The 25,475-nt window shown below is 69.2% G+C and carries 27 protein-coding genes, 1 pseudogene and 1 riboswitch; of the genes and pseudogenes, 14 read left to right on the top strand and 14 right to left on the bottom strand.

Going from position 1 to position 25,475, the window contains the following annotated elements; translation table 11 throughout:
- The 3 genes and pseudogenes from A5673_RS25445 to A5673_RS25440 form a co-directional block, all read right to left on the bottom strand.
- A pseudogene (locus A5673_RS25445) lies at positions 1-1,413 on the bottom strand (hypothetical protein); the annotation flags it as partial.
- A gap of 50 nt (positions 1,414-1,463) precedes the next feature.
- Positions 1,464-1,616 carry a hypothetical protein gene (locus A5673_RS29735; protein WP_197518470.1) on the bottom strand — a complete coding sequence of 51 codons (153 nt, stop codon included), beginning with the start codon at positions 1,614-1,616 and terminating at the stop codon, positions 1,464-1,466.
- Between the two features lie 11 nt (positions 1,617-1,627).
- Positions 1,628-2,587 (bottom strand): OmpA family protein, encoded by a 960-nt coding sequence (locus A5673_RS25440; protein ID WP_369806527.1) that lies wholly within the window; start codon positions 2,585-2,587, stop codon positions 1,628-1,630.
- Between the two features lie 104 nt (positions 2,588-2,691).
- On the opposite strand from A5673_RS25440, the gene A5673_RS25435 reads away from it, so the two are divergent.
- Both A5673_RS25435 and A5673_RS25430 read left to right on the top strand, forming a co-directional pair.
- Positions 2,692-2,955, top strand: a complete 264-nt coding sequence (locus A5673_RS25435) for a DUF2630 family protein (RefSeq protein ID WP_068238964.1) — start codon at positions 2,692-2,694, stop codon at positions 2,953-2,955.
- Positions 2,952-4,517: an NAD(P)/FAD-dependent oxidoreductase gene (locus tag A5673_RS25430; RefSeq protein ID WP_068238963.1), complete on the top strand. Its 1,566-nt coding sequence runs from the start codon at positions 2,952-2,954 to the stop codon at positions 4,515-4,517. The genes A5673_RS25435 and A5673_RS25430 overlap by 4 nt, the downstream gene beginning before the upstream one ends.
- A gap of 114 nt (positions 4,518-4,631) precedes the next feature.
- Here the strand turns inward: A5673_RS25430 and A5673_RS25425 are convergent, their stop codons facing one another.
- Together A5673_RS25425 and pdxH are read right to left on the bottom strand one after the other, a co-directional pair.
- Positions 4,632-5,927 carry a citrate synthase gene (locus tag A5673_RS25425; protein WP_068238961.1) on the bottom strand — a complete coding sequence of 432 codons (1,296 nt, stop codon included), beginning with the start codon at positions 5,925-5,927 and terminating at the stop codon, positions 4,632-4,634.
- 166 nt (positions 5,928-6,093) lie between these two features.
- Positions 6,094-6,777, bottom strand: coding sequence for a pyridoxamine 5'-phosphate oxidase (pdxH, locus tag A5673_RS25420; RefSeq protein WP_369806526.1), 684 nt, complete (start codon positions 6,775-6,777; stop codon positions 6,094-6,096).
- Positions 6,778-6,849: 72 nt separating this feature from the next.
- Here pdxH and A5673_RS25415 point away from each other — a divergent pair, with 72 nt between their 5' ends.
- Positions 6,850-7,968: a citrate synthase 2 gene (locus tag A5673_RS25415; RefSeq protein WP_068238957.1), complete on the top strand. Its 1,119-nt coding sequence runs from the start codon at positions 6,850-6,852 to the stop codon at positions 7,966-7,968.
- Between the two features lie 166 nt (positions 7,969-8,134).
- A complete protein-coding gene (locus tag A5673_RS25410) occupies positions 8,135-8,590 on the top strand; it encodes a VOC family protein (RefSeq protein ID WP_068238971.1) in 456 nt (151 codons plus the stop codon).
- On the opposite strand, the gene A5673_RS25405 is transcribed toward A5673_RS25410, so the two are convergent.
- Both A5673_RS25405 and A5673_RS25400 read right to left on the bottom strand, forming a co-directional pair.
- On the bottom strand, positions 8,587-10,275 hold the full coding sequence (locus A5673_RS25405) for an FAD-dependent oxidoreductase (protein WP_068238952.1): 1,689 nt from the start codon (positions 10,273-10,275) through the stop codon (positions 8,587-8,589). The genes A5673_RS25410 and A5673_RS25405 overlap by 4 nt on opposite strands.
- Positions 10,276-10,293: 18 nt before the next feature.
- Positions 10,294-11,319, bottom strand: a complete 1,026-nt coding sequence (locus tag A5673_RS25400) for a diiron oxygenase (RefSeq protein ID WP_068238950.1) — start codon at positions 11,317-11,319, stop codon at positions 10,294-10,296.
- 198 nt (positions 11,320-11,517) lie between these two features.
- Between A5673_RS25400 and serC the strand changes: the two genes are divergently transcribed.
- Positions 11,518-12,636: a phosphoserine transaminase gene (gene serC, locus A5673_RS25395; protein ID WP_068238948.1), complete on the top strand. Its 1,119-nt coding sequence runs from the start codon at positions 11,518-11,520 to the stop codon at positions 12,634-12,636.
- A 121-nt stretch (positions 12,637-12,757) separates the two neighbouring features.
- Positions 12,758-13,543 (top strand): septation protein SepH, encoded by a 786-nt coding sequence (sepH, locus tag A5673_RS25390; protein WP_068238946.1) that lies wholly within the window; start codon positions 12,758-12,760, stop codon positions 13,541-13,543.
- Positions 13,544-13,550: 7 nt separating this feature from the next.
- Here sepH and A5673_RS25385 read toward each other — a convergent pair whose 3' ends face one another.
- From A5673_RS25385 to A5673_RS25375, 3 genes are read right to left on the bottom strand one after another with little or no spacing between them, the layout of a single operon-like run.
- Complete coding sequence (locus A5673_RS25385) at positions 13,551-13,820, bottom strand: DUF2537 domain-containing protein (RefSeq protein WP_068238970.1); 270 nt, start codon at positions 13,818-13,820, stop codon at positions 13,551-13,553.
- On the bottom strand, positions 13,817-14,641 hold the full coding sequence (locus A5673_RS25380) for an RNA methyltransferase (protein WP_068238944.1): 825 nt from the start codon (positions 14,639-14,641) through the stop codon (positions 13,817-13,819). The genes A5673_RS25385 and A5673_RS25380 overlap by 4 nt, the downstream gene beginning before the upstream one ends.
- Positions 14,638-15,069, bottom strand: a complete 432-nt coding sequence (locus A5673_RS25375; protein WP_068238941.1) for a MarR family winged helix-turn-helix transcriptional regulator — start codon at positions 15,067-15,069, stop codon at positions 14,638-14,640. Before A5673_RS25375 ends, A5673_RS25380 begins: the two co-directional genes overlap by 4 nt.
- A gap of 110 nt (positions 15,070-15,179) precedes the next feature.
- Between A5673_RS25375 and A5673_RS25370 the strand changes: the two genes are divergently transcribed.
- Both A5673_RS25370 and A5673_RS25365 read left to right on the top strand, forming a co-directional pair.
- Positions 15,180-15,455, top strand: a complete 276-nt coding sequence (locus A5673_RS25370) for a DUF2530 domain-containing protein (RefSeq protein ID WP_068238968.1) — start codon at positions 15,180-15,182, stop codon at positions 15,453-15,455.
- Between the two features lie 22 nt (positions 15,456-15,477).
- Entirely contained in the window at positions 15,478-15,936 is a 459-nt protein-coding gene (locus A5673_RS25365) for an SRPBCC family protein (RefSeq protein ID WP_068238940.1), read from the top strand.
- On the opposite strand, the gene A5673_RS25360 is transcribed toward A5673_RS25365, so the two are convergent.
- Positions 15,933-16,811, bottom strand: coding sequence for a DUF3027 domain-containing protein (locus tag A5673_RS25360; RefSeq protein ID WP_068238939.1), 879 nt, complete (start codon positions 16,809-16,811; stop codon positions 15,933-15,935). The genes A5673_RS25365 and A5673_RS25360 overlap by 4 nt on opposite strands.
- A 119-nt stretch (positions 16,812-16,930) precedes the next feature.
- On the opposite strand from A5673_RS25360, the gene A5673_RS25355 reads away from it, so the two are divergent.
- Complete coding sequence (locus A5673_RS25355) at positions 16,931-18,592, top strand: MFS transporter (RefSeq protein WP_068238938.1); 1,662 nt, start codon at positions 16,931-16,933, stop codon at positions 18,590-18,592.
- A complete protein-coding gene (locus A5673_RS25350; RefSeq protein WP_156748616.1) occupies positions 18,589-19,092 on the top strand; it encodes a DUF2771 domain-containing protein in 504 nt (167 codons plus the stop codon). The genes A5673_RS25355 and A5673_RS25350 overlap by 4 nt, the downstream gene beginning before the upstream one ends.
- Before the next feature lie 21 nt (positions 19,093-19,113).
- Here the strand turns inward: A5673_RS25350 and A5673_RS25345 are convergent, their stop codons facing one another.
- The 3 genes from A5673_RS25345 to A5673_RS25335 form a co-directional block, all read right to left on the bottom strand.
- The gene (locus A5673_RS25345; RefSeq protein ID WP_068238937.1) at positions 19,114-20,118 is read right to left on the bottom strand and encodes a glutathione S-transferase family protein; all 1,005 of its coding nucleotides are present in this window, start codon (positions 20,116-20,118) and stop codon (positions 19,114-19,116) included.
- Between the two features lie 22 nt (positions 20,119-20,140).
- On the bottom strand, positions 20,141-22,066 hold the full coding sequence (locus A5673_RS25340) for an acyl-CoA dehydrogenase family protein (RefSeq protein ID WP_068238935.1): 1,926 nt from the start codon (positions 22,064-22,066) through the stop codon (positions 20,141-20,143).
- A 132-nt stretch (positions 22,067-22,198) separates the two neighbouring features.
- A complete protein-coding gene (locus tag A5673_RS25335; protein WP_068238933.1) occupies positions 22,199-22,606 on the bottom strand; it encodes a cold-shock protein in 408 nt (135 codons plus the stop codon).
- A 162-nt stretch (positions 22,607-22,768) separates the two neighbouring features.
- Between A5673_RS25335 and A5673_RS25330 the strand changes: the two genes are divergently transcribed.
- The 4 genes from A5673_RS25330 to A5673_RS25315 form a co-directional block, all read left to right on the top strand.
- Entirely contained in the window at positions 22,769-23,161 is a 393-nt protein-coding gene (locus A5673_RS25330) for a YccF domain-containing protein (protein ID WP_068238932.1), read from the top strand.
- Positions 23,158-24,237, top strand: a complete 1,080-nt coding sequence (moaA, locus tag A5673_RS25325) for a GTP 3',8-cyclase MoaA (RefSeq protein WP_068238929.1) — start codon at positions 23,158-23,160, stop codon at positions 24,235-24,237. The genes A5673_RS25330 and moaA overlap by 4 nt, the downstream gene beginning before the upstream one ends.
- Positions 24,238-24,241: 4 nt before the next feature.
- A complete protein-coding gene (locus A5673_RS25320) occupies positions 24,242-24,517 on the top strand; it encodes a MoaD/ThiS family protein (protein WP_068238928.1) in 276 nt (91 codons plus the stop codon).
- A 233-nt stretch (positions 24,518-24,750) separates the two neighbouring features.
- Positions 24,751-24,936: riboswitch (cyclic di-AMP (ydaO/yuaA leader) on the top strand.
- Positions 24,937-24,949: 13 nt separating this feature from the next.
- Positions 24,950-25,475, top strand: a 526-nt coding sequence (locus A5673_RS25315) for a transglycosylase family protein (RefSeq protein WP_197518469.1), incomplete at its 3' end; no start/stop codon positions are given.

Below are 25,475 nucleotides of genomic sequence, written 5' to 3'. Positions count from 1 at the left end.
GGTCGATTCCGTGGTGGCCGACAGCTTCTTCGGCGGCGGCTGCTTGCCGGGCGGTGCCATTTTGACCGGGCGCGCGGTGACGCCCGGCGCCACCCTCTTGCCGGGCGGAATCCTTTTGCCCGGTGGGATTTTTCGCGGCGCCGCCTTCCGCGCGCCCGGAACCCGCTTTGCCGGTGACCCTTTGGCGGGCGGCCGAGCCTTCTTCGGCGGGGCCTTCTTCGGGGCCGGGCGCTCGGCCTTCGGTTCTTTGGCGGCCACGGTCCTCTTGGCCAGCAACCGCCTGATGAACGAAAACCTGGTCTTGGGCGGCTTTTTCGCCTCCTGAGTCGTCGCGGGCTCGTCCGCGACAGAGATCTCCGTGGTAGGCGGCTCTTGCTCGACGGGAATGATTGTCGTCTGTTGTTCGTGCTCCGCGGGGAGGTCCGTGAGCGGCGACTCTTCGGCGACGGGGTGCGCGGGGGCCCAAGGCTCGTCCGCGACGGGGACCTCCGCAGCCGGAGGCTCGTCCACGACGGGAATCTCCGCCGGCGGCGACTCTTGCTCAACCGGAATGACTGCCTCCGGTTGTTCTTCCTCCATGAGATCGTCCGTCACCGGCGACGCTTCAGCGACGGGGACCTCCGCCGCCCAAGGCTCGTCCGCGACGGGACTCTCTGTGGCCGGCCACTCGTGCTCAACCGGAATGACTGCCTCCGGTTGTTCGTGCTCCGCGCGAAGATCCGCCACCGGCGACTCTTCGGCGACGGGGTGCGCGGGGGCGGGAGGCTCGTCCGCGACGGGGACCTCGGCGGCCGGTGGCTCGTCCACGACGGGAATCCCCGCGGCCGGCGACTCTTGCTCAACCGGAATGACTGTCTCCGATTGTTCTTCCTGTGGGGGACCTTCCGTCACCGGCGACTCTTCGGCGCCGGGGACCTCCGCCGCCCAAGGCTCGTCGGCGACAGGGACTTCCGCAGCCGGTGGCTCCTCCGCGACGGGACTCTCCACGGCCGGCGGCTCTTGCTCAACGGGAATGATTGTCGTCGGTCGTTCTCGCCTGACGAGGAGGTCCATGACCGGCGGCGGTTTTGCCACCGGGCTCTCCGCGACCGGTGATTCGTCCGCGATGGGGAGCTCGTCCGCCGGCTCCTGCTCCACCGGAATGACGGCGGTCGGTTGCTCCTCGACCGGAATCGCGGTCGTCGGGTGTTCCTCGACCGGGATTTTCGTCGTCGGCGACTCCTGCTCGACCGGGATCGTCGTTGTCAGCGGGTCGTCATCGCCCGGGAAATTTCTCGCGAAGAACTCATACGGCGCCGGAATCCTCGTCGTCGGCGGTTCGGGCTCGTTGTCCGCCGCGGCAACCAACGCATCCGCCGGCGCGGCCACCGCCAGTTGACGTTTGACGGGGCGCACCGTCAGCGCGAGCGTCAACACCAACCCCATCGCGAAGGACAGGGCGAAAAGCCACCAGTGCACGTGACTCATCGGTCCCCGCCTATCCGGGAACGGGTCGACGCGGCGGTGATTTCCTCAACGCCGACGCGTTTGTTCATGATGTTGGCGATCACCCGCGCGACGCCAGAGCCCGCGACAAAAGCCAGCAGGTACCACAACCACTGGATCACGAAATCCATGTCGGATCTCCTTAACTGACAACGATTTCGACGCGACGGTTCTTGGCGCGGCCCTCCGCCGTGTCGTTGGACGCGATGGGGTTTGCCGAACCGAGGCCCTTGACGACCAGCTGGGGGCCTGCGACGCCGTGGGCAACAAGGAAATCGGCGACCTTTTGGGCCCGCTGGGTACTCAAGGGGACGTTGATCGCCTCGACACCCGAGTTGTCGGCGTAGCCGTTGAGCGTCACATGTGCGGCCGGACACGCTCTGAGCTTTTCCGACACCTGGGTCAGTATCGGCTCTTCGGCCGGGATCAGGCTGAAGCCGTCATTTGCGAACGTAATCGGGCCCCCCGTCACAGCGTTGATCGCCACTTGCAGGTCGTTGCACTGCGCAGCGGGCGGCGGGGCCTGCCCTTTGATCACCAGCTTGTCAACAACGTTGAGCTTGGACCAGATGCGCACCGCCTCCAGGTGGACGGTGTTGTTTTGCTCCTGCGATGCGGCGGTGCCGGCGAAGGTGATGGTGTCCCCGCTCACCGTGAGACTGAAATCGGGAATCGAGGCGCTGTCTTTGAAAAACGGTCCCGCTTTTGCGAAATCGAGCGCATCGATATTGGGATTGATGCGTATTTGGTCGACGATGTTGGCGCCCGGCGGCAGCGCCCCATTAAGCGCCCTCAGCAACGCGGCTTTCGCGGAGTCGTCGGGGAAATCCCCGCTGAGGGTAAAGCTATTGCCGTTGCGGGTGATCGAGAGCGGCGCCAGCGACAGCTTCCGGGCGGCCGGCCTGCTCGTCGGCGCCACGCCGGCCGGGCCGTGAGCGGATCGCGGTCGCTCGAACCCGCCGTAACCGATTGCCGCCATCAGCAACGGAATAACCATGACAGCAATCATCCACGGAAGGCCGGCAGAGTGCCCGCGCAATTCCGGATCCGGCCCCACGTCGACATCCGCGGGCGCCTCCCGCAAATCCACCCCTAACCCCACAATTGCCCCCTCGGTCATTCGTCGCCCGCACTTTCATTTTGCAGGCGATATGCAGCCTACCGATTCGACCGGGGGGCGCTCGCCGGGTCGGGCACACTGGAGCGATGGGAAACGGCAGAAAACCGACCGACAGCGAAACCCTGGCTTACATCCGCAGCCTCGTCGACGAGGAGAAAACGCTGCGGTCGCAGCTGCAGCAGCGCGAGATCAGCACGTCGGAGGAGCACGATCGCCTGCGCCGCGTCGAAGTCGAGCTCGACCAGTGCTGGGACCTGCTGCGGCAGCGCCGCGCGCTGCGCGAAACCGGCGGTGACCCGCGCGAGGCCCAGGTGCGCCCGCCCGACGAGGTCGAGGGCTACCTGAACTGAGCGACGTCGACGCCTTCGATGCCGTAATCGTCGGTGGCGGCCACAACGGGCTGGTCGCGGCCGGCTATCTGGCCCGGGCGGGCCTGCGAGTGCGGTTGTTGGAGCGGCTGGAGGTGCCCGGCGGGGCCGCGGTCTCGGCGCAGGTGTTCGACGGCGTTGGGGTTCGGCTGTCGCGCTACTCCTACCTGGTCAGCCTGCTGCCGGCCCGCATCGTCGAGGATCTGGGCGCCGCGGTGCGACTCGCCCGCCGCCCGTATTCGTCGTACACGCCGGATCCCGGCGCCGGGGGCCGCAGGGGGCTGCTGGTCGGGCGCCCCGGCACGTTCGGCGCGATCGGCGCCGCCGAAGACGAGGGCCGTTACGCGGCGTTTTACCGCCGCTGCCGGGTGGTGACCGAACGGCTCTGGCCGACGCTGCTCGAGCCGCTGCGCACGCGCGAGCAGGCCCGCCGGCACGTCATCGACGGCGGCGATGCCGACGCGGCCGCCGCATGGCGGGCCCTGGTTGACGAGCCGATCGGGCGCGCCATCACCGAAGCGGTGGGCAACGACCTGGTCCGCGGCGTCATCGCGACCGACGCGCTGATCGGCACGTTCGCCCCCCTCGCCGACCCCTCACTGCGACAGAACGTCTGCTTCCTCTACCACGTGCTGGGCGGCGGCACGGGAGCCTGGGACGTGCCCGTCGGCGGGATGGGCTCGCTGACCGCGGCGCTGGCGTCGGCGGCCTTAAGCCATGGCGCCGAAATCGTCACCGGTGCAGACGTTTTCGCGGTCGACCCCGACGGCCTGGTGCGCTACCGCTGCGGCGAGAAGGAGCACGCGGCGCGGGGCCGCTTCGTGTTGGCCGGCGTCACACCGACGGTCCTGGCCGGCCTGCTCGGCGAGCGGCCGGCGGTCCCGGGCCAGGGCGCGCAGGTGAAGGTGAACATGGCGCTGCGCCGCCTCCCGCGGTTGCGCGACGACGGCGTCTCGCCCGAGCAGGCGTTCGCCGGGACGTTCCACGCGAACGAGACCTGGACGCAACTGGGCAACGCGTATTCGCTCGCGCTCGGCGGACACATCCCGAATCCGCTGCCCTGCGAGGCCTACTGCCATTCGCTGACCGACCCGAGCGTCTTGTCGGCGGAGCTGGCCCGGTCGGGCGCCCACACCATGACGGTGTTCGGCCTGCACACCCCGCACTCGCTGTTCGACGGCCACTACTCCGGCGCCCTGCGTGACCGACTGACGGAATCGGTGCTTGCCTCGCTGAATTCCGTTCTGGCCGAACCGATTCAGGAGGTACTGCTGAGCGATGCGCAGGGCCGGCCGTGCATCGAGACGACGACCACGCTGGACCTGCACCGCAAGCTGGGGATGACCGCGGGCAACATCTTCCACGGCGGCCTGACGTGGCCGTTCGCCGAGGACGACGACGCGCTGGACACGCCGGCGCGGCGCTGGGGGGTGGCCACCGCGCACGATCGAATCATGTTGTGCGGCTCGGGCGCCCGCCGCGGCGGGGCGGTGTCGGGCATCGGCGGCCACAACGCCGCGATGGCGGTGCTGGGCTCGATGTAGCCGGTTCACACCACGGCGAGCGTGCGCAGTTGTACGGCGTCAGCGGCGTGTCACCGAACAAACACGCACGCTCGTGGCCGGTGGGGAGCTGACTCGTGGCAGGTGAGGAGCTGACTAACGGTCGTTGATGGTGGCGTAGTCGCGCTCGGTGTACCCGGTGTAGATCTGGCGCGGGCGGCCGATCTTGCTGTCGCCCTCGTCGTGCATCTCGCGCCAGTGCGCGATCCAGCCGGGCAGCCGGCCCAGCGCGAACAGCACCGTGAACATCCGGGTCGGGAAACCGAGCGCCCGGTAGATCAGGCCGGTGTAGAAGTCGACGTTCGGGTAGAGCTTGCGTTCGACGAAGTAGTCGTCGGTGAGCGCCGCCTCTTCGAGCTCCTTCGCGATGTCCAGGAGCGAGTCGTCGCCGCCCAGCTTGCCCAGGATCTTGTCGGCCTGTTCCTTGACGATTCGCGCCCGCGGGTCGTAGTTCTTGTAGACGCGGTGCCCGAAGCCCATCAGTTTGACGCCGGCTTCGCGGTTCTTCACCTTGCGGACAAATTCGCCGACGTCGTCGCCGCTCTCGCGGATCTGCTCGAGCATCTCCAGCACGGCCTGGTTGGCGCCGCCGTGCAGCGGACCCCAGAGCGCGTTGATGCCACCGGAGATGGAGGTGAACAGGTTGGCCCGCGACGAGCCCACCAACCGCACCGTCGACGTCGAGCAGTTCTGCTCGTGGTCGGCGTGCAGGATGAACAGCATGTCCAGCGCCCGCACGATTTCCGGGTCGGCGTGGTACGGCTCGGCCGGCAGCCCGAACGTCATCCGCAGGAAGTTCTCCACCAGGCTCAGCGAGTTGTCCGGGTAGAGGAAGGGCTGACCGATCGATTTCTTGTAGGCGTAGGCGGCGATGGTCGGCAGCTTCGCCAGCAGGCGGGTTGTCGACAGCTCGACCTGACCGTTGTCCATCGGGTCGAGCGCGTCCGGGTAGTACGAGCTCAACGCGTTCACCACGCTGGACAACACCGGCATCGGGTGGGCGTTGGGCGGGAAGCCGTCGAAGAAGCGCTTCAGGTCCTCGTGCAGCATGGTGTGCCGCTGGATCCGGTTGGTGAACTCATCCAGCTGCTCCTTGGTGGGCAGCTCGCCGTAGATGAGCAGGTAGCTCACCTCGATGAAGGTCGACTTCTCGGCGAGCTGTTCGATCGGGTAACCGCGGTAGCGCAGGATGCCGGCGTCGCCGTCGATGTAGGTGATGGAGCTCTTGCACGAGGCGGTGTTGACGAAGCCGTTGTCGAACGTCGTGTAGCCGGTCTTGGACAGCAGGGAGCCGAGCGCAATCCCGTCGGCTCCTTCGGTGGCTTGCACGACCTCAAGGTCGATCTCGCCCCCTGGGTACTTCAGAGTTGCGGTGTCGTCGGTGTCGGCCACGAGAACCCCTTTGCGCTCTGGCTGGCTTAGCTGCCCTGACTCGGTGCTTATAGCTGAAGGTAGTCGTTATCGGGACGGCGCGCCTGCCCGGGGTCGGGTCCGCCGGTCTGGCGGCCATCGGCCGGTAAAGCGGCGGTGAATTTGGGACGTGACGGGTGTCATACCGTCAGGGCTGAAGGCGCTCCGCCCGGCCGTCGGCGACGCGAATCCGGTTGTGCACCCGGTTTTCCCGGCCCTGCCAGAATTCGACCACCTCGGGCGCGAGCAGGTATCCGCCCCAGTTGGGCGGCACCGGGACGGATTCCGCGTCGGCGAAGCGCGCGGTGACCTCGGCGAGCTGGCCGAGCAGCGCCGTGCGCGACGCGATCGGCCTCGATTGGTGTGACGCCCAGGCCCCCAGTTGTGAGCCGCGCGGGCGCATGGCCCAGTAGTCCTGCGTGACCTGCGGATCCACCTTGGTGACTGGGCCGCGGACGTGGATCTGCCGGCCCAGCACGAACCAGGGGAAGGTGGCCGACGCGTACGGCGTCGCGGCCAGCTCGGCGCCCTTGTCGGAGTCGTAGTTGGTGAAGAAAGTGATTCCGGTCTCATCGGCGCTCTTGCACAACACCGCTCGGCTGACCGGCCGGCCGTCGGCGACGGTTGCCAGCACCATGGCGTTGGGCTCGGCCACGCCGGCGCGCTCGGCGTCGTCGAGCCACCTGCGGAACAACGCGAGCCACCCGTCGGCCAGCCAGTCCGCGTCCAGGTCCGGGCTGCCGTCCTTCTCGACCGACCCGTATTCCACGCGCATTCTCTCGAGGTGTTCTCGTCCTGCTTCGGAGCCTGCTCCGGGGGCCGGTCCTGCCATTACGCCAACGCTACCGGGGGTTGCTACCGGCCGGTAGCATCCGCCCGGCACAGGGGTGCGAGAATTTCTCCTATGACTGTGCCCGAGAACTTTGTCCCCGGCCTCGAGGGCGTGGTGGCGTTCACCACCGAAATTGCCGAACCGGATAAAGACGGCGGCGCGCTGCGCTACCGCGGCGTGGACATCGAGGACCTGGTGACCCAGCAGGTCACGTTCGGAGACGTGTGGGGACTGCTGGTCGACGGCAAATTCGGTCACGGGCTGCCGCCCGCCGAGCCCTTCCCGCTGCCGATCCACACCGGCGATGTGCGGGTCGACGTGCAGGCGGGGCTGGCGATGCTGGCGCCGATCTGGGGCTACAAGCCGCTGCTGGACACCGACGACGCCACCGCCCGCGACCAGCTGGCCCGCGCCTCGGTCATGGCGCTGTCCTACGTCGCACAGTCGGCCCGTGGCATCTACCAGCCCGCCGTGCCGCAGCGCGTCATCGACGAATGCCCAACCGTCACTGCACGATTCATGACCCGCTGGCAGGGCGAACCGGACCCCAGGCACGTCGAGGCCATCGACGCCTACTGGGTGTCGGCCGCCGAGCACGGCATGAACGCCTCGACGTTCACCGCGCGGGTGATCGCCTCGACCGGAGCGGACGTCGCCGCCTCGCTGTCGGGGGCGATCGGGGCGATGAGCGGCCCGCTGCACGGCGGGGCGCCAGCCCGGGTGCTGCCGATGCTCGAGGAGGTCGAGCGCACCGGCGACGCCCGCGGCCTGGTGAAGTCGATCCTCGACCGCGGCGACAAGCTGATGGGATTCGGCCACCGCGTATACCGCGCCGAGGATCCGCGGGCGCGCGTGCTGCGCGGGGCCGCGGAACGGCTGGGCGCCCCCCGCCACGAGGTCGCCGTCGCGCTGGAGCAGGCCGCGCTGGCGGAACTGCGCGAGCGGCGCCCGGACCGGGCCATCGAGACCAACGTCGAGTTCTGGGCCGCGGTCATCCTGGACTTCGCCCGGGTGCCGGCCAACATGATGCCGGCAATGTTCACCTGTGGACGCACCGCGGGGTGGTGCGCCCACATCCTCGAGCAGAAGCGGCTCGGCAAGCTGGTTCGCCCCTCGGCCATCTATGTGGGACCGGGCCCGCGCAGTCCGGAAGCCGTCGAGGGCTGGGACCGGGTCCTCACCCACGCCTGAGATCGGCGCGATATTCGCGCTGTGGTCACGCTCGCGTGGGTTAGTTGTCGGTGGCCGGCGATTGAATGGGCGCGTGCCGCGATGAATTTGCGTCGCGGGACGAGTCAATAACCGTGTGCCGGCCCACGCCGGGTTTGCACGGGAGACCGACAACAAGGAGAAAACCATGGCAATCAACGTCGAGCCCGCACTGTCCCCGCACCTCGTCGTCGACGACGCCGCCGCGGCGATCGACTTCTACGTCAAGGCCTTTGGCGCCGTCGAGCTGGGCCGGGTGCCGGGCCCCGACGGCAGGCTGGTCCACGCCGCGCTGAACATCAACGGCTCCACCGTGATGCTCAACGACGACTTTCCCGAAACGTGCGGTGGCAAGTCGATGACGCCCAAGTCGCTGGGCGGCACCCCGGTCACCATCCACCTGACGGTCACCGACGTCGACGCGAAGTTCCAGCAGGCGCTGGACGCGGGCGCCACCGTGGTGGCTCCGCTGGACGACCAGTTCTGGGGTGACCGCTACGGCGTGGTCGCCGACCCGTTCGGCCACCACTGGTCGCTGGGACAGCCGGTGCGCGAAGTCAGCATGGAGGAGATCTCTGCCGCGATGTCCGGGCAGCCGGGCTAAGAGCCGAGCAGCCGGGCCAGCAGCCGGCGTCGCCGCGGCGGCGTCGGCGCGGTCGCGGCGACGGCGAGCATTTCGCCGACATCGGTGAATTTGTTGCGCGGCCGCCCGTCGTGGCCGCCCCGCGCGACCTCCGCGGCATCGATCGCCCGCCATCCCGCGGAGTCGACGGCGGCGGGCTGGCGCCCGCGCACCAGCGCGTCCAGTGCGCCCGGCGTGGCAACCGGGTCGGTCAGCGTGCCGGCGTTGAAGTCGGCCACCAGCGCCTGGACGGTTTGCAGGGAGCAGGACTTGTTCGTGCCGATGAACCCCGTCGGTCCGCGCTTGATCCAGCCCGCGACGTAGGCGCCGCGCACCGGACGGCCAGAGCCGGGGTCCACGACGCGACCGCCGTCGTTGGGCACGACGGCCGCCGATTCGTCGAACGGCAGCCCGCGAATCTCCTTGCCGCGGTAGCCGATCGACGTCAGCATCAGGCCCGTGTCCAGCCGGAGCGCCTCCCCGGTGCCGGTGACGGAAAACTCGATGCCGGAGGCGCGCCGCTCTCCGAGCACGCGTTGCGGCGTGAGCTCATACGCCAGCCGGATTCGTCGGCGGGACGCCGGCGCCGCAGCGTCGCCCAGTTTGCTCAGGATCTCCAACTTGTTTCTGGTCAGCGGGTCCGACGCGACGGCCAGATCGTTTGCCACTCGCCGGTGGTCGCCGGCGTCGAGCACGACCTCGGAGGCGCCGGTGAGCCCGATCAGTTCGGGCAGGGTGAAGGCCGAGTGGGCCGGGCCGCGCCGGGCGGCGATCACCACTTCGCGCACCGCGGAGCGCCGCAACGCCTCGAGCGCATGGTCGGAGATGTCGGTGCGGGCCAGGTCGTCGGGGTCCGCCGTGAGGACGCGGGCCACGTCGAGGGCGACATTGCCGTTGCCGATGATCACCACCCGCTCGTGACCGAGATCGACTGGCAGATCGGTGAAGTCGGGATGCCCGTTGAGCCACGCGACCAACTCGGTGGCGGTCCCGGTGCCCGGCAGGCCCATGCCGTCGATGCCCAGGCGACGATCGTCGGGCGCGCCCACTGCATACACCACGGCGTGATGATGGGCCAACAGGTCCGCGTGACTCAGGTGCCTGCCGATCTCGACGTTCAGGTAGAAGCGGAAGTGCCGGTGACCGGATATCCGGTCGAAAAGCCGGGTGACCCTTTTGGTGTTCTGGTGGTCGGGCGCGACGCCGGCGCGCACCAGCCCGTAGGGCGTCGGCAGCTTCTCAAAGACGTTGACCCGCACGCCATGTTGGGTGAGCAGCTCGTCGGCGGCATACATCGCCGCGGGACCCGAGCCCACGATGGCCACGGTCAAAGGCCGGCGGCGGGCGCGCACCTCGGCGGCGGGGATCACCGGGGCCAGCTTCGAGGTGGGCGGCAGCTTCTCGCCCGCGGGCCGCTCCGGGTAGAAGGACGCGTTGATCTCGACGAACGGCAGCTGCTTGGTGTCCAGCCGGGTGTCGGGCGCGATGGCGCCAACCGGGCACGCGCTCACGCACGCGCCGCAGTCCACGCACGCCACCGGATCGATGTAGAGCATCTCCGTGGTGGCAAACCCCGGCTCGTCCGGTGACGGGTGGATGCAGTTCACCGGGCACGCGAAAACACAGGACCCGTCGTTGCAGCACGACTGGGTAATAACGTGCGGCATAAAAGAACCCGCGCAGTCCTATGCGGCCGGGACCGGAGCCAGGTGCTGCCGCTGCGGCTCGCTGCGGTAGCGCGACGGCTTGCCGTTGATCTTGCACAGGCGCCACATGAGCCGGGCGGACCGCGTTTCCATCAGGCCGGTGTCGTGAGCCAGCATCCGCACATCACCGAACATGTCAGACAGCCACTTGCGCGACTCCGGGGACCGGAAAAACAGTTCCTTTTTGACCTCGCGCGGGATGTCGAACTCGCGCCAGAAAGCCTTGGGCGGCACCACAATTGCGCGGCACAGCAGCTTCATGGTCAGCGGAAGGTACAGCGCGGTCCAGAACCGCTGCCGCTCGGTCAGCTCCGGCAGCCGCCTGCGCAGGAACTCGTGCGCGAACGAGATGTGCCGGGCCTCCTCGGCCACGTGGATGGCCATCACCCGCTCCATGATGGGGTGCAGCGACTTCCCTTCGCGCAGCACGTTTTTCTGCGTGTGGTCGATCGGCTCCTCGCCGGCGAGCACACCGATGAAGAACGCCACCGGCAGCGGACCGGCGACCAGCGGGACCAGCGGCGAGAGCCACTTGAGCATCCGCGGCATGCCCGGGACGTCGGCGCCGATGCGGTTCACCATCTCCTGAAACATCATGGTGTGGTTGCACTCTTCGACCGACTCGTGGAGGCAGTAGCGGTATTCGGGTGACCCGTTGGGCACCCAGAACGTGTAGTTCATCAGGCCGCGGATCAGGATCGACTCGAAGTGCAGCCCGACCTTGGCAACGTTGGCCTGCCGCCACATGCCGATCTTGATCTTGCGCTCTTCGGACTGCGCCTGGTACCACGGGTGCCGACCCAGCGGATCGGTCGTCGGCAGGATCCACCGCGGGTCGTTCTCCGTCACCGCGAATTCTGGCGACTCCCAGTCGATGTCGGTATAGGGATTGAAGTTTCGCCGCACCGACCCCTCGGACAGCGTGGCAAGCATGTTCACGTACTCGGCGTCGTCGCGCACTTCCATGTTGCGCCGCCAGCGCCGGACCAGTCGCGTCCTGTCCATTCCAAGCCTCCCCAACGAGGTTTACATTTGGACGTTCTATGTCCAGACAGTACCGCAGGTACCGGATATTTTCTAGACCCGCTCGAGGCACTGTGGCCTGACCAGTGGTCACGCGATCCGTGTGGCCTGCCTCACATCTGGTCGCTCGCTCCAGCCCGCGGCGTCGGCGCCTTCGGATCGCTCACTAGGCTGGTCGACATGGCTGACCAGCTCGACATCCCCTCCGACATCAAACCCCGCGACGGCCGCTTCGGCTGCGGCCCGTCCAAGGTCCGGCCCGAACAGCTCAAGGCGCTGACCACCACCGCGGCGCCGCTGTTCGGCACGTCGCACCGGCAGGCGCCGGTCAAGGATCTGGTGGGCCGGGTGCGCTCGGGTGTGACCGAGCTGTTCTCCGTGCCCGACGGGTACGAGGTCATTTTGGGCAACGGCGGCGCGACCGCGTTCTGGGATGCCGCCGCATTCGGGCTGATCGACAAGCGCTCGCTGCACCTTTCTTTCGGCGAGTTCAGCGCCAAGTTCGCCTCCTCGGTCGCCAAGAACCCGTTCGTCGGCGACCCGATCGTCATCAAGTCGGACCCCGGCACCGCCCCCGAACCGCAGTCCGACCCGTCGGTCGACGCGATCGCGTGGGCGCACAACGAAACGTCGACCGGGGTCGCGGTGCCGATCCACCGCCCCGCCGGCTCCGGCGACGCACTGGTACTCATCGACGCGACCTCGGGCGCCGGCGGCCTGCCCGTCGACATCACCCAGGCGGACGCCTACTACTTCTCGCCGCAGAAGAACTTCGCCAGCGACGGCGGGCTGTGGCTGGCCGTCATGAGCCCGGCCGCGCTGGCCCGCGTCGAGTCCATCGCGTCCTCCGGTCGCTGGGTTCCCGACTTCCTGTCGCTGCCGATCGCCGTCGAAAACAGCCTGAAGAACCAGACGTACAACACCCCGGCGATCGGCACCCTCGCGCTGATGGCCGAGCAGCTGGACTGGCTGCTCGGCAATGGCGGCCTCGACTGGGCGGTCAAGCGCACGGCGGACTCCTCGCAGCGGTTGTACTCGTGGGCGCAGGAGCGGCCGTACACCACGCCGTTCGTCGCCGATCCCGCGTTGCGGTCTCAGGTGGTCGGCACCATCGACTTCGTCGACGAGGTCGACGCCGCGGCCGTCGCCAAGACACTCCGGGCCAACGGCATCGTCGACACCGAGCCCTATCGCAAACTGGGCCGCAATCAGTTGCGGGTGGCGATGTTCCCCGCGGTCGACCCTGACGACATCAGCGCTCTGACGCAGTGCGTCGACTGGGTCGTCGAGCGGCTTTAACCCGACGGTCATCAGTCCGCAACCCGCCAGCGTGTCAGAGCGGGTTACCGGCGTTAGCTGCATTAGAGTGCGGACCCGAGGGGTCCGTCGCTGACCGGCGCGGAGCCTGCGAGGAGAAGCCATGCGGGAACTCACAGTGGTTGGTCTCGATGACGAGGGCAAATACATCATCTGCGAGGGTGATGACCACGCCGAACGGTTCAAGCTGGTGGCCGACGACAGACTTCGGGCCGCCCTTCGCGGCGAGTCGCCGCAGCCGGAGCAGCCGCCGCTCGACATGCAAGTCACGAACATGTTGAGCCCCAAGGAGATTCAGGCCCGGATTCGCGCCGGCGCATCCGTCGATCAGGTGGCCACGGCGTCGGGCTCCGACATTTCGCGGGTGCGTCGCTTTGCCCACCCGGTGCTCCTGGAGCGGGCTCGCGCCGCCGAGCTGGCAACCGCCGCGCACCCGATGCTGGCCGACGGGCCCGCCGTGCTCACCCTGCTGGAAACCGTCAGCGCCGCATTGGTGGCGCGCGGCCTGGAACCCGACCGGCTCAGCTGGGACGCGTGGCGCAACGAAGACGGCCGCTGGACGGTGCAGCTCGCCTGGAAGGCCGGGCGCTCGGACAACATCGCGCATTTCAGCTTCGCCCCCGGCGCCCACGGCGGAACGGTCACGGCTGTCGACGACGCGGCCAGCGAGCTGATCGACCCGGACTTCGAGCGCCCGCTGCGGCCGCTCGCCCGGGTGGCCCGCCTGGACTTCGAGCCCGCCGAAGCGCCCGCGTCCGGAGGCGAAACCGCCGAACCGGCGTCCCCCGCCGCGCCGCCCGAGCAGCCGGTGCACACCCGGCGCGGCAAGCCGGTGATCCCGGCCTGGGAGGACGTGCTGCTCGGGGTGCGCTCAGCGGGACATCGCTAACTAGCCGCTACCCGACCGTCATCGCCAGCAGCGTCACCCACGCGCCGGCCACGCCCACGCCCGCGCCCAGCACAAACCAGCGCAACACCAGCGTGCGCCGCCAGCCCCACAACGTCGGCGCGAGGCCGCCCGCCGCGACCGCGTTGAGGCCGACCGCCAGCAGCGGATGCACCCGGATCAGGCCGAGGCTGAGCACCACGACGGCGGCGCCGGTCACGGCGGCGACGAACGCGGCGACGGTCACACCCGTTGCCCAGGGGACGGACTCGTCGCTCACCACGTGAGCCTAGCCCGCTCGTAGAACGCCAGGGCCGCTGCGGTGGCGACGTTGAGCGAGTCGGTGCCGCGCGACATCGGGACGCGCACCGGCACGTCGCTGAGCCGCAGGGCGGCCGTCGTCAGCCCGGGCCCCTCGGCGCCCACCAGCACCGCCACCCGCTCGTCGACCGCCGCGGCCATCGCCTCGGCCAGCGCACACGCCTCGCGCTGCGGCGTCATGGCCATGAGCCGAAATCCGCTCTCCTTCAACAACAGAAGGTCATGGGGCCAGCTGACCGCCCGCGCATACGGGACCAGCAACGCGTGGCCCATCGACACCCGCACGGCGCGGCGGTAGAGCGGGTCGGCACACCCGCCGCCGAACACCACCGCGTCCACCCCCAGCCCGGCCGCGTTGCGAAAGATCGAGCCCAGGTTCTCGTGGTCGTTGACGCCCTCAAGGACCGCGACGGTACGGGCGGCCTCGGCGACCTCGGCGACGCTCGGTTCCGGCACCCTCCTGGCGGCGGCGAGCACCCCGCGATTGAGATGGAAGCCCACCACCTGTGCCATCACCTCGGCCGAGGTCCGGTAGAACGGCGCCGCGGCGCCGGCCAGATCGTCCTGGAGCTCGGAGAGCCGGCGGTCGGTGCCCAGCAGGGCGTGCGGGGTGAATCGGGAGGCCAGCATGCGCTGGACGACCAGCACACCCTCGGCGATCACCAGCCCTTTGCCGGTCGGCAGATCGGGACGGCGATCGACGCTGTTCAGGTCGCGGAAATCGTCGAGGCGCGGGTCGTCGGGATCGGTGATGTCCTGAACATCCAAGCCCTCGGTCACGGGCTTTCGTCGACCAGCGCCAGCATCAGATCGGCGGCCTCGCGCAGGGTTTCCCGTTGCTCGCCGTCCAGCGTTCCCAGCCGCTTGGCCAGCCACTCCTGGCGCGCGCGACGGTTCGCCTTGACCAGCTCGGCGCCCGACTCGGACACCGAGACGAGGACCTGCCTGCCGTCGACCGGGTGCGGGGCGCGGTCCACCAAACCCATCTCGGCCAGCGAGGCGATCACCCGGGTCATCGACGGCGGCCGCACGCGCTCGCGAATCGCCAGCGCACCCGGGGTCATCGCGCCCTCGTTGGCCAGGGTTGCCAGCGCCGACAGCTGGGACAGCGACACCGGCGATGACGGATTGCGGAACCGCAGTTGGCGGGCCAGCCGCATCACCGCCAGCGACAGGTCACTGGCCAGCCGGGCGTCGCTGTCAGGCATGGCGCGAGGTTACACGGAACGCAACAGATCCGGGATACCAAGCTGCCATCCATGGACTTTGGTCCTCGCCTGCTTTCGGGCCCCATCCTCGCCGGGCTATGTTGATCCCGATGTCTGTCCAACCGGGCCAGAGCCCCGAGGCGCCTGCCCTGCCGCGGGCGCTGCTCGAGGTGTGGCCCGTCGTTGCGGTCGGATTTTTGGGCTGGCTGATCGGCGCGGCGCTCGCGTTCCTCGTGCCCGCCCTACACAGTTGGCGCCCGGTGACGCTGGGCGGGCTGGGGGTCGGGTTGATCGGCACCAGCATCTTCGTGCTGCAGCTCGCCGCCGCCCGCCGCGGCGCCCGCGGCGCGCAGACCGGGCTGGAAACCTACCTCGACCGCCAATAGATTGACCGCCCCGGGAGGAACCATGGTCGCCCCGCTGCTGCAAACGCAAGTCGACATCGACGCGCCGACCTCTACCGTGTGGGCGTTGATCTCCGACTTCCGGCGGATGCCGGACTGGAGCCCGCAATGTCGCTGGATGAAGCCGCTGGGACCGCTTCGCGCGGGCACCCGCACCGTGAACCTCAACCGGCGCCACCGCATGTTCTGGCCCACCACCTGCACGGTCGTCGAGGTCGTCCCCGAGAAGAGGCTCGCTTTCCGGGTCAACACCAACGGCACGATTTGGAGCTACGAGCTCGAGCCCAGCGGCCAGGGCGGCACGCGGGTGATCGAGAGCCGTCACGCCGAGAACGGCGTCAGCGCGTTTTCGAACCTGTCGGTGAACGCGCTCTTCGGCGGGACCGAGAACTTCGAACGCGAGCTGCTGGAGGGGATGAACGCCTCGCTGGCAAAGATCAAGGCCGCCGCCGAGCGCGGCTAGTCCCCCGGCTCCGGCGACTCCGGCTCCGGCGACTCCGGCTCCGGCGACTCCGCGGACTCCGTCGCCGGCTCCGGTGGTTCGGGCGGCGGCGGGTTCTCCGCGACGTCCAGCACGCCGTCGTCGTAGGGCTCGTACGCCGGCGAGCCGGTGCCCGCGGGGGCCGGTGTGTCCGAGTGGGCGCCGCAGCCGTACTGCTTGTCGACGACCTGGCCGTCGGCGGACAGCTCGTTGCCGCACACCCCGAACATCGCGCCCAGCGACCCGGCCAGCGGCAGGAAAAAACCACAATCGCGGCACATCCGCTTGGTGGACCGGGCCATGGCCGAGTCGGGACCGTGGTCCCCGGTGTGCCACCGCTCGGCGGCGTCGGCGCGACCCCACGCGCTCATCACCCAGCGCCGGCCCAACCCGACCTCGGCGGCGGTCTCGTCCACCTCGGGGTCGCCGCTGGCGGCGTAGCCGGGAACCAACCGGGGGTCGTCCGCCGCGGGCGCCAGCAGGTCGCCGGGGCTGAGATCGCCCGGGCGCACCCGTCGGTCCCAGGGCACCCACTCCGGCGCGAGCAGCGCCGTCGGCCCGGGGATCAGCACCACTTCGCTGATCGTGGCTTGGTCGGCGCCCGGATGCGCGGCGACGACGGCCGCCCACTGCCACCCCTGGTAACCGGGCAGATGCGCCAGGAACCGGTGGGTCGCGGCGTTCGGATCCTCGTAGCCAACACCCAGGTAGTCCCCGACGGCCTCGGCGCCGGCGAACTCCTCGACGGCAGCCCGGGCCCGGTCGGCGGCACCCGTGAGCACCGCCGCCAACTCGTCGGGCGACTCGGCCACGCTCGTCGCGGCAGGTTCCACTGGCCCTTCACCGGGTCCGGTCACGCTGTCCCCTCTCTTGCACTGCGACTCCAATACTAAGGTTGGCGAGCCACGCCCGGTTGCCTGCCGGCATAAGACAGAATTGATCCGTGTCCGGACGGCGGCGTGATGATCGGGGTCGGGTGGCCTCCAACCCGGGCCGCCACCCCCGCCCGAACCGCAACGGATCGGCCAATCAGCACCCGGGCATGGCCAACTACCCGGCGGACGACGCCGGGCGGGGCCGGTCGCGCCGGCCGCCGCCGATGCCGAGCGCGAACCGCTACCTGCCGCCGCTGGGCGAGCAGGCCGAGCCCGACCGCGGCGGCGCCGCGCCCCCGCGTGGTCCCGCCGCCGGGGAACGCATCACGGTCACCCGCGCCGCGGCGATGCGCAGCCGCGAAATGGGTTCCCGCATGTACTGGATGGTGCAGCGGGCCGCCACCGCCGACGGCGCCGACAAGTCCGGCCTGACCGCCCTGACGTGGCCCGTGGTCGCCAACTTCGCGGTGGACGCCGCGATGGCGGTCGCGCTGGCCAACACCTTGTTCTTCGCCGCGGCCACCGGCGAGAGCAAGTCCAAGGTGGCGCTGTACCTGTTGATCACCATCGCGCCGTTCGCGGTGATCGCGCCCCTCATCGGTCCGGCGCTGGACCGGCTCCAGCATGGCCGGCGCGTCGCCCTGGCGGCGTCCTTCGCGCTGCGCACCGCGCTGGCGGTGCTGCTGATCATGAACTACGACGGCGCCACGGGCAGCTACCCGTCGATGGTGCTCTACCCGTGTGCGCTGGCCATGATGGTGCTCTCCAAGTCGTTCAGCGTGCTGCGCAGCGCGGTGACACCGCGGGTGATGCCGCCGTCCATCGACCTGGTACGGGTGAACTCCCGGCTGACGGTGTTCGGCCTCCTCGGGGGCACGATCGTGGGCGGCGCCATCGCGGGCGGCGTCGAATTCCTCTGCACCCATTTGTTGAAGCTGCCCGGCGCGTTGTTCGTCGTCATCGCCGTCACCATCGCCGGCGCCCTGCTGTCGATGCGGATCCCGCGCTGGGTCGAGGTGACCGCGGGCGAGGTGCCGGCCACCCTGAGCTACCGCAACGGCAGCGGCGCGCCGCGGCGAGGCTGGCCCGAAGAGGTCAAGAAGGTGGGAGGGACGCTTCGGCAACCGTTGGGCCGCAACATCATCACCTCGCTATGGGGCAATTGCACCATCAAGGTGATGGTCGGCTTCCTGTTCCTGTATCCGGCGTTCGTGGCCAAGGCGCATCAGTCCAACGGATGGGAACAGCTGGCCATGCTGGGCATGATCGGCGCCGCGGCGGGGATCGGCAATTTCGCGGGCAACTTCACCAGCGCCCGCCTGAAGCTGGGCAGGCCGGCCGTGCTGGTGGTGCGCTGCACGGTCGCGGTGTGCGCGGTCGCGCTGGCGGCTTCGGTGGCCGGCACCCTGATGGCTGCGGTGATCGCCACGCTGGTCACGTCCGGGTCCAGTGCGATCGCCAAGGCCTCCCTGGATGCCTCGCTGCAACACGACCTGCCCGAGGAATCGCGCGCATCGGGATTCGGGAGATCGGAATCCACCCTGCAGCTGGCGTGGGTGCTGGGCGGGGCGCTGGGTGTGCTGGTGTACACCGAGCTGTGGGTCGGCTTCACCGCCGTCAGCGGCCTGCTCATCCTCGGCCTGTCGCAGACCCTCGTCAGCTTCCGCGGCAACTCCTTGATCCCCGGCCTCGGCGGCAACCGGCCCGTCATGGTCGAGCAGGAGGGGATGCGCACCGGAAGGCCCGCGGCGGTGCCGGAGTGAAACGCGGTGCGGCCATGCTCGTCGCGGCCGTGGTGGCGCTGGCGTGCGTCGGGGCCGGGGTCGGGGCGTGGCTGCTGGTGCGGCAGCGCGGTGTGCAGCGACCCGAGATCAGCGCTTACTCGCACGGCCACCTGACCCGGGTCGGGCCGTACCTGTACTGCAATGTGCTGAACCTCAACGACTGTCAGACGCCGCAGACCCAGGGCGAGTTGCCGTTCAATGAGCGCTATCCGGTGCAGCTTTCGGTGCCAGAGGCCATCGCACGTGCGCCGTGGCGGCTGTTGCAGGTCTACGAGGATCCCGCGAACACCGCCATGACCATTTTCCGGCCGGGCAGCCGCTTCGCGGTGACCATCCCGACGGTCGACCCGCAGCGCGGAAAGCTGACCGGGATCGTCGTGCAGTTGCTGACGCTGGTGGTCGAGCAAGGCCAATCGAATGACACCAGCACGGTCCGCGCCGTCCCGCACGCGGAATGGTCAGTGCGCCTGACGTCCTAACTCGTTGGGCGCCCAGCGACCTCACGCGCCGTGGCCGGCGGGCACCCGCTCGCCGTCGATCGGGGGCCCCGGCGGGCTGCCGTCCCCGAACGGCCTGCCGCCCAACGCCTCTCGCCCGTGTGGGGTCAGCCAGCCGGACAGGTCCGGACCCTTGGGCACGATGCGGGTGGGGTTGATGTCGGCGTGCACGATGTAGTAATGCTGCTTGATCTGGACGAAGTCGACGGTGTCGCCGAACCCCGGCGTCTGGAACAGGTCGCGCGCGTAGGCCCACAGCACCGGCATCTCGGACAGCTTGCTGCGATTGCACTTGAAGTGCCCGTGGTACACCGGGTCGAAGCGGGCGAGGGTGGTGAACAGCCGCACGTCCGCCTCGGTGATGGTGTCGCCCACCAGGTATCGCTGGCCGGCGAGGCGATCGCCCACCCAATCCAACGCGGTGAACAGCCGGTCGTAGGCCGCCTCGTACGCCTGCTGCGAGCCGGCGAAGCCGCACCGGTATACCCCGTTGTTGATCTCGGTGTAGATCCTCTTGCTCACCTCGTCGATTTCGGCCCGCAGCGGTTCGGGGTAGAGCTGCGGTGCGCCGTCGCGGTGGTAGGCGGTCCACTCCGTCGAGAAATCCAGCGTCATCTGCGCGAAGTCGTTGGTGACCACCGCGCCGGTCGGCACGTCGACGATCGCGGGGACGGTGATCCCCTTGGGGTAGTCGGGGAAGCGCTTGAAGTACGCGTCCTGCAGCCGGGGGATCTGCAGCACCGGGTCGACGCCGCCGGGGTCCAGGTCGAACGTCCAGCTGCGCTCGTCGTGCGTGGGGCCGCAAAACCCGATGGAGAGAACGCCTTCCAGGCCCAGCAACCGCCGCACGATGATCGCCCGGTTGGCCCACGGGCAGGCGCGGGCCACGATGAGCCGATACCGGCCGGGCTCCACCGGGTAGCCGTCACGGCCGTCGGCGGTGATCCGGGTGGTGATGTAGTTGGTGTCGCGGGTGAATTCGCCCGCCGGGGCTACATAGGAGGCCATGGCGACAATTCTGCCCGGAAACTCAGGTCAGGAATCGACGGGCCAGGTTCGCCTCGGTCGACGCCGCGGGTTCCCAGTGCGCGATCCACGGTCCGGTGCCCTCCGACTGATCGATGATGCCGTCCTCCAGCCAGGTGTAGTGGCCTTCCAGCACGTCGTGGGTCAGGCGGACGTCGCTGCTGTCGGTGTTGGACCACAACGCCGCGAACAGCGCCTCCACCCGCAATGCCGCTTGCTCGCAGAACGTTTCGGCCAGCTCGTATGCCTGTCGACCGAGCACCGGGTCCGCGGCCCGCTGGCCCTCGGCGCGCACGCACGCCGCGGACATGGCGAACAGCTCCGCACCGATGTCGACGATCCGGCCCAAAAACGCCTGCCGTTGCTCGAGCCTGGCCTGCCAGCGCGCCATCCCGTAGAAGGTGTTGCGGGCCAGTTTGCGCGTGGAGCGTTCGACGAACCGCAGGTGCGACGCCAGCGCCCCGAATTCGCTGTACGCGGTGGGTCGCTGACCCTCGCCGAACACCAGCTGGGGCAACCACTTTGCGTAGAAACCGCTCGCGCCGACGGCTGCGGCGGCCTTCTGCCGCAGACCGGTGTCGGGCTTGGCCAGGTCACCGGCCGCGGTCAGGTGGGCGTCGACCGCCTCCCGCGCGATGAGCAGCCGCATGATCTCGCTGGATCCCTCGAAGATGCGGTTGATCCGCAGGTCGCGCACCACCTGCTCGGCGGGCACCGCGCGCTCCCCCCGCGCGGCCAGGGACTCCGCCGTCTCGTAGCCTCGGCCGCCGCGGATCTGCACCAGCTCGTCGGCGATGAGGCAGGCCATTTCGCTGGACCACAACTTGGCCAGCGCCGCCTCGATCCTGATGTCGTTGCGGCCTTCGTCGGCCATCTGGGCGGACAGCTCGAGCACCGCGTCGAGCGCGTAGGTGGTGGCGGCGATGAACGAGATCTTGCTCGCCACCGCTTCGTGTTTGGCCAGCGGCTTGCCCCACTGCACCCGCTCGCCGGACCATTCGCGGGCGATCTTCAGCGCCCACTTCGACGAACCCGTCGCGCTGGCCGGGATCGAGAGCCGGCCGGCGTTGAGGGTGGTCAGTGCGATCTTCAGGCCGTCGCCCTCCCGGCCGATCAGGTTCTCGGCGGGCACCCGGACGCCGTGCAGCCTGGTCACCCCGTTCTCGATGCCGCGCAACCCCATGAACTTGTTGCGCCGCTCCACGGTGATCCCGGGCGAATCGGCCTCGACGACGAACGCGCTGATGCCGCCGCGGTGCCCGTCGCCCTTGGGCACCCGGGCCATCACGACCAGCAACTCGGCGACCACGCCGTTGGTCGTCCACAACTTCACGCCCTCGAGCTCGTACGCCTTGCCGTCCTCGACCGGCGTGGCCGTCGACGCCAGGCGCGCGGGGTCGGAACCGACGTCGGGTTCGGTGAGCAGAAACGCCGAGACGGCCCCGGCAGCGCAGCGCGGCAGGAACTTCTGCTTTTGTTCGGTGGTCCCGGCGAGTTTGAGCGGCTCGGGCACCCCGATCGACTGATGCGCCGACAGCAGCGCGCCGAGGCTGGGGTGTACCGACGAAACCATCACCAGCGCCCGGTTATAGGCGACCTGCGACATGCCCAGCCCGCCGTACTCGGTCGGGATCTTCATCCCGAAGCAGCCCAACTGGGCCAGGCCCTTGACGTATTCGTCCGGGATCTGCGCCTCGCGTTCGATGACGCTGCCGTCGACGCCCGCGAGGAACTCCCGCAGCCGGCCGAGGAAGGCCCCGATGCGCTCTTCGTCGGCACGCGATGGCTTGGGGAACGGATGAATGAGCTCTAGAGGAAAGTGGCCGAGAAAGAGTTCCTTGGCGAATGATGGTTTTTCCCAACCACTTTCGCGGGATTCCTCGGCCAGGGCCCTGGCTTGCTCCTCGGTGACCTGCGCTTGCTGTGCCATCGCCGCCTCCTCGCTAACGACCCACATCGAGGCTTGAGTACCCGGCGCCGGCCCGAGTACACGGCCTATGCATGTCGAAGTTACCACCCGGTAGCTTCACCGCGTAGGGGTACGTTTCGGGCCACCGCCCAGTTAGGAGTCGAGCTCCCGGGCCACGGCCTTGACCACCTCGGAGACCCGACGGGCGGTCTTGCGATCCGGGTAGCGGCCTTTGCGCAACTCCGGCTGCACGGCGCCCTCCAGCAGGGTGATCATGTCCTCGACCATCCCGTGCAACTCGTCGGGGCTGTGCTTGTGTTCGACCGGCGCCTCGCGCCGGGTCTTGGAAAGGCTGGGCGGAGGATCGATCAGCTTGAGACTCAACGCCTGTGGCCCGCGCCGGCCCGACGCCACGCCGAATTCCACCCGCTGTCCCGCCTTGAGACCCTCGACCCCCGCGGGCAACGCCGACGAGCGGACGTAGACGTCCTCGCCGTCCTCCTGCGACAGAAAGCCAAACCCCTTGTCGGCGTCGTACCACTTAACCTTGCCGGTCGGCACTGGTCTCACCTGCTTGTCTGACGGATCACTAGGTTGGGCAACGCAAGAAGCGTCCCGCCTGCGCAGGACGCATGTTGGATTCTGATCCTACTCGGCTGGCCGCCTGCCGAGCACCCCCGTTACCCGGTCACTCGGTACCCTGGCAGTACCGCTGGAGGAGATATGCGCCTGATCCTGAACGTCATCTGGCTCGTGTTCGGCGGCCTGTGGATGGCCGCCGGATACCTGCTGGCGGCGCTCGTCAGCTTCCTGCTCATCGTCACCATCCCCTTCGGCTTCGCCTCGCTGCGCATCGCGTCGTACGCGCTGTGGCCGTTCGGCCGGACGATCGTCGACAAGCCGACCGCCGGGACGGGCGCACTCATCGGAAATGTCATCTGGATAGTCCTCTTTGGGCTGTGGCTGGCGATCGGCCACCTGGCAAGCGCGGCGGCGATGGCGATCACGCTCGTCGGGATTCCGCTGGCGCTCGCGAACCTCAAGATGATCCCGGTGTCGCTGATGCCGCTGGGCAAGGAGATCGTTCCTGCCCGCGTCGGGGCGGTGACCGCATGACGCTGACCGCGTTGGGCCTACCGACGATGCCGGGCCGCGCCCGCGGAGCCGCGACCCAAGACATACCGGCCAGCGGCCCGCTGGTGGACACCTACGGGCGCGCCGCCACCGACCTGCGGGTCTCGCTGACCGATCGCTGCAACCTGCGGTGCAGCTACTGCATGCCCGCCGAGGGCCTGGACTGGCTGCCTTCCGATCAACTGCTGCGACCCGACGAACTGGCCAGGCTGCTGCACATCGCCGTCACCCGGCTCGGCATCACCAGCGTGCGGTTCACCGGCGGCGAGCCCTTGCTGTCGCGGCACCTCGAAGAGGCCGTGGCCGCGGCGGCCGGCCTGCAACCCCGCCCCGAGATCTCGCTGACCACCAATGGGGTGGGGCTGGCGCGGCGCGCGGCCGCGCTCGCCGAGGCGGGCCTGGACCGGGTCAACGTGTCGATGGACAGCGTCGACCGGGACCACTTCGCGGCGATCACCCGCCGGGACCGGCTCGCCGACGTGCTGGATGGCTTGGCGGCCGCCAAGGAGGCGGGGCTGACGCCGGTCAAGGTCAACGCGGTGCTCGACCCCGCGACCGGACGCGACGACGTTGTCGCCCTGTTGCGGTTCTGCCTCGAGCACGGCTATCAGCTGCGCGTCATCGAACAGATGCCGCTCGACGCCGGGCATCAGTGGCGTCGCGGCGCCGCGCTGACCGCCGACGACGTGCTGGCGACGCTGCGGCCGCACTTTCGGTTGCGGCCGGATCCCGCTCCGCGCGGCTCGGCCCCGGCCGAGCTCTGGCTTGTCGACACCGGGCCGGACACCCCGAGCGGAAAGTTCGGCATCGTCGCGTCGGTGTCGCACGCCTTCTGCTCGACGTGCGATCGCACCCGGCTCACGGCCGACGGTCAGATTCGCAGCTGCCTGTTCTCCGCCGAGGAAACCGACCTTCGAGGCCTGTTGCGCGGCGGCGCGGACGACGACGCGATCGAGGCGGCGTGGCGCGGTGCGATGTGGAGCAAGCCCGCCGGCCACGGCATCAACGATCCCGACTTCGTCCAGCCCGATCGCCCGATGAGCGCGATCGGTGGCTAGCCCGATGGAAGCTCCGGCCGAGGCGGAGGGAATGCACGTGACGGTCCGCTACTTCGCCGCCGCGCGCGCGGCCGCCGGGGTCGAGGCGGAGACGGTCGTCGTGCGTCTGGGGACCACGGTTGCGGGGCTGGTCGAGCGGCTCGCCGTGCCTGGATCTCGCCTCGCCACCGTCCTGAATCGATGCTCTTACCTGTGCGACGGAGTCGCCGTTCGCGACGAGGCTGCGGCGTTACGGCCGGGTGACACGGTCGACGTTTTGCCGCCGTTCGCGGGCGGATGAAACTGTGAGATACCTCACGTAACGAAACGATAACGACACAATCACGCTCCGATCTCGGGCGCAATGACCTGCGCAAATCCCTTTATTTCCTGGGCTTTTCGCAGATGGCCGTGGGGGAAACGCCGGGTTTCACTAAACGTGACGGGGCGAACAGAACCCGCTAGCGTCTCCGAGGGTTCGCCAATCTCCAGGGTGGCGTTCCTCCCCGCTTATCGCGCCGAGCTCCATCCAGTAGGCGGGGGACACCGAAAACTGGATGGAGGCGGGGGACCCACCGGTCCACCGTGATCGGACTGGAGCCGCATGCGGTTCCTTGGGGTGAAGCCGGCGCCGACTCCTACGGGAGTGCGACGCCGGCCGGGTGGCCTCTCCAACCCGAACCCGACAGCTGACCTCGCAGGCGCGTTACGAGAGAGGAATATTCCGGCGCGTATGAGTGGACGTCACCGTAAGCCCACCACTTCCAGCATCAGCGTCGCCAAGATCGCCTTCACGGGGGCGGTTCTCGGTGGCGGCAGCATCGCCCTCGCCGGCCAGGCGGCCGCGGCCACCGACGGCGAGTGGGATCAAGTAGCCCGTTGCGAGTCCGGCGGCAACTGGGGAATCAACACCGGCAACGGGTACCACGGCGGCGTGCAATTCAGCGCCGCCACGTGGTCCTCGCACGGCGGCGGCGAGTACGCCCCGTCGGCCGAACTGGCCACCAAGGAACAGCAGATCGCGGTCGCCGAGCGGGTCCTGGCGACCCAGGGTAAGGGCGCCTGGCCCGTGTGCGGCGGTCCGCTGTCGGGCGCCACTCCGCGCGAGCTGCCCGCTCCCGCACCGGCGGGCATGGACGCCCCGCTGGACGCGCCGTGGCTCAACGGCGGTCCGGGGCCGCTGGCGCCCCCGCCGCCCGCGGACGCGCCCGACAGCGGACCGCCGCACACGGGCCAGGCGCCCTTACCCTGGGTCGCCA

The organism is Mycobacterium sp. E3198 (assembly GCF_001667015.1).
Classification (GTDB): Bacteria; Actinomycetota; Actinomycetes; order Mycobacteriales; family Mycobacteriaceae; genus Mycobacterium.
The sequence above is the reverse complement of the archived record's forward strand: the minus strand, read 5'-3'. Positions and strand labels throughout refer to the sequence as shown.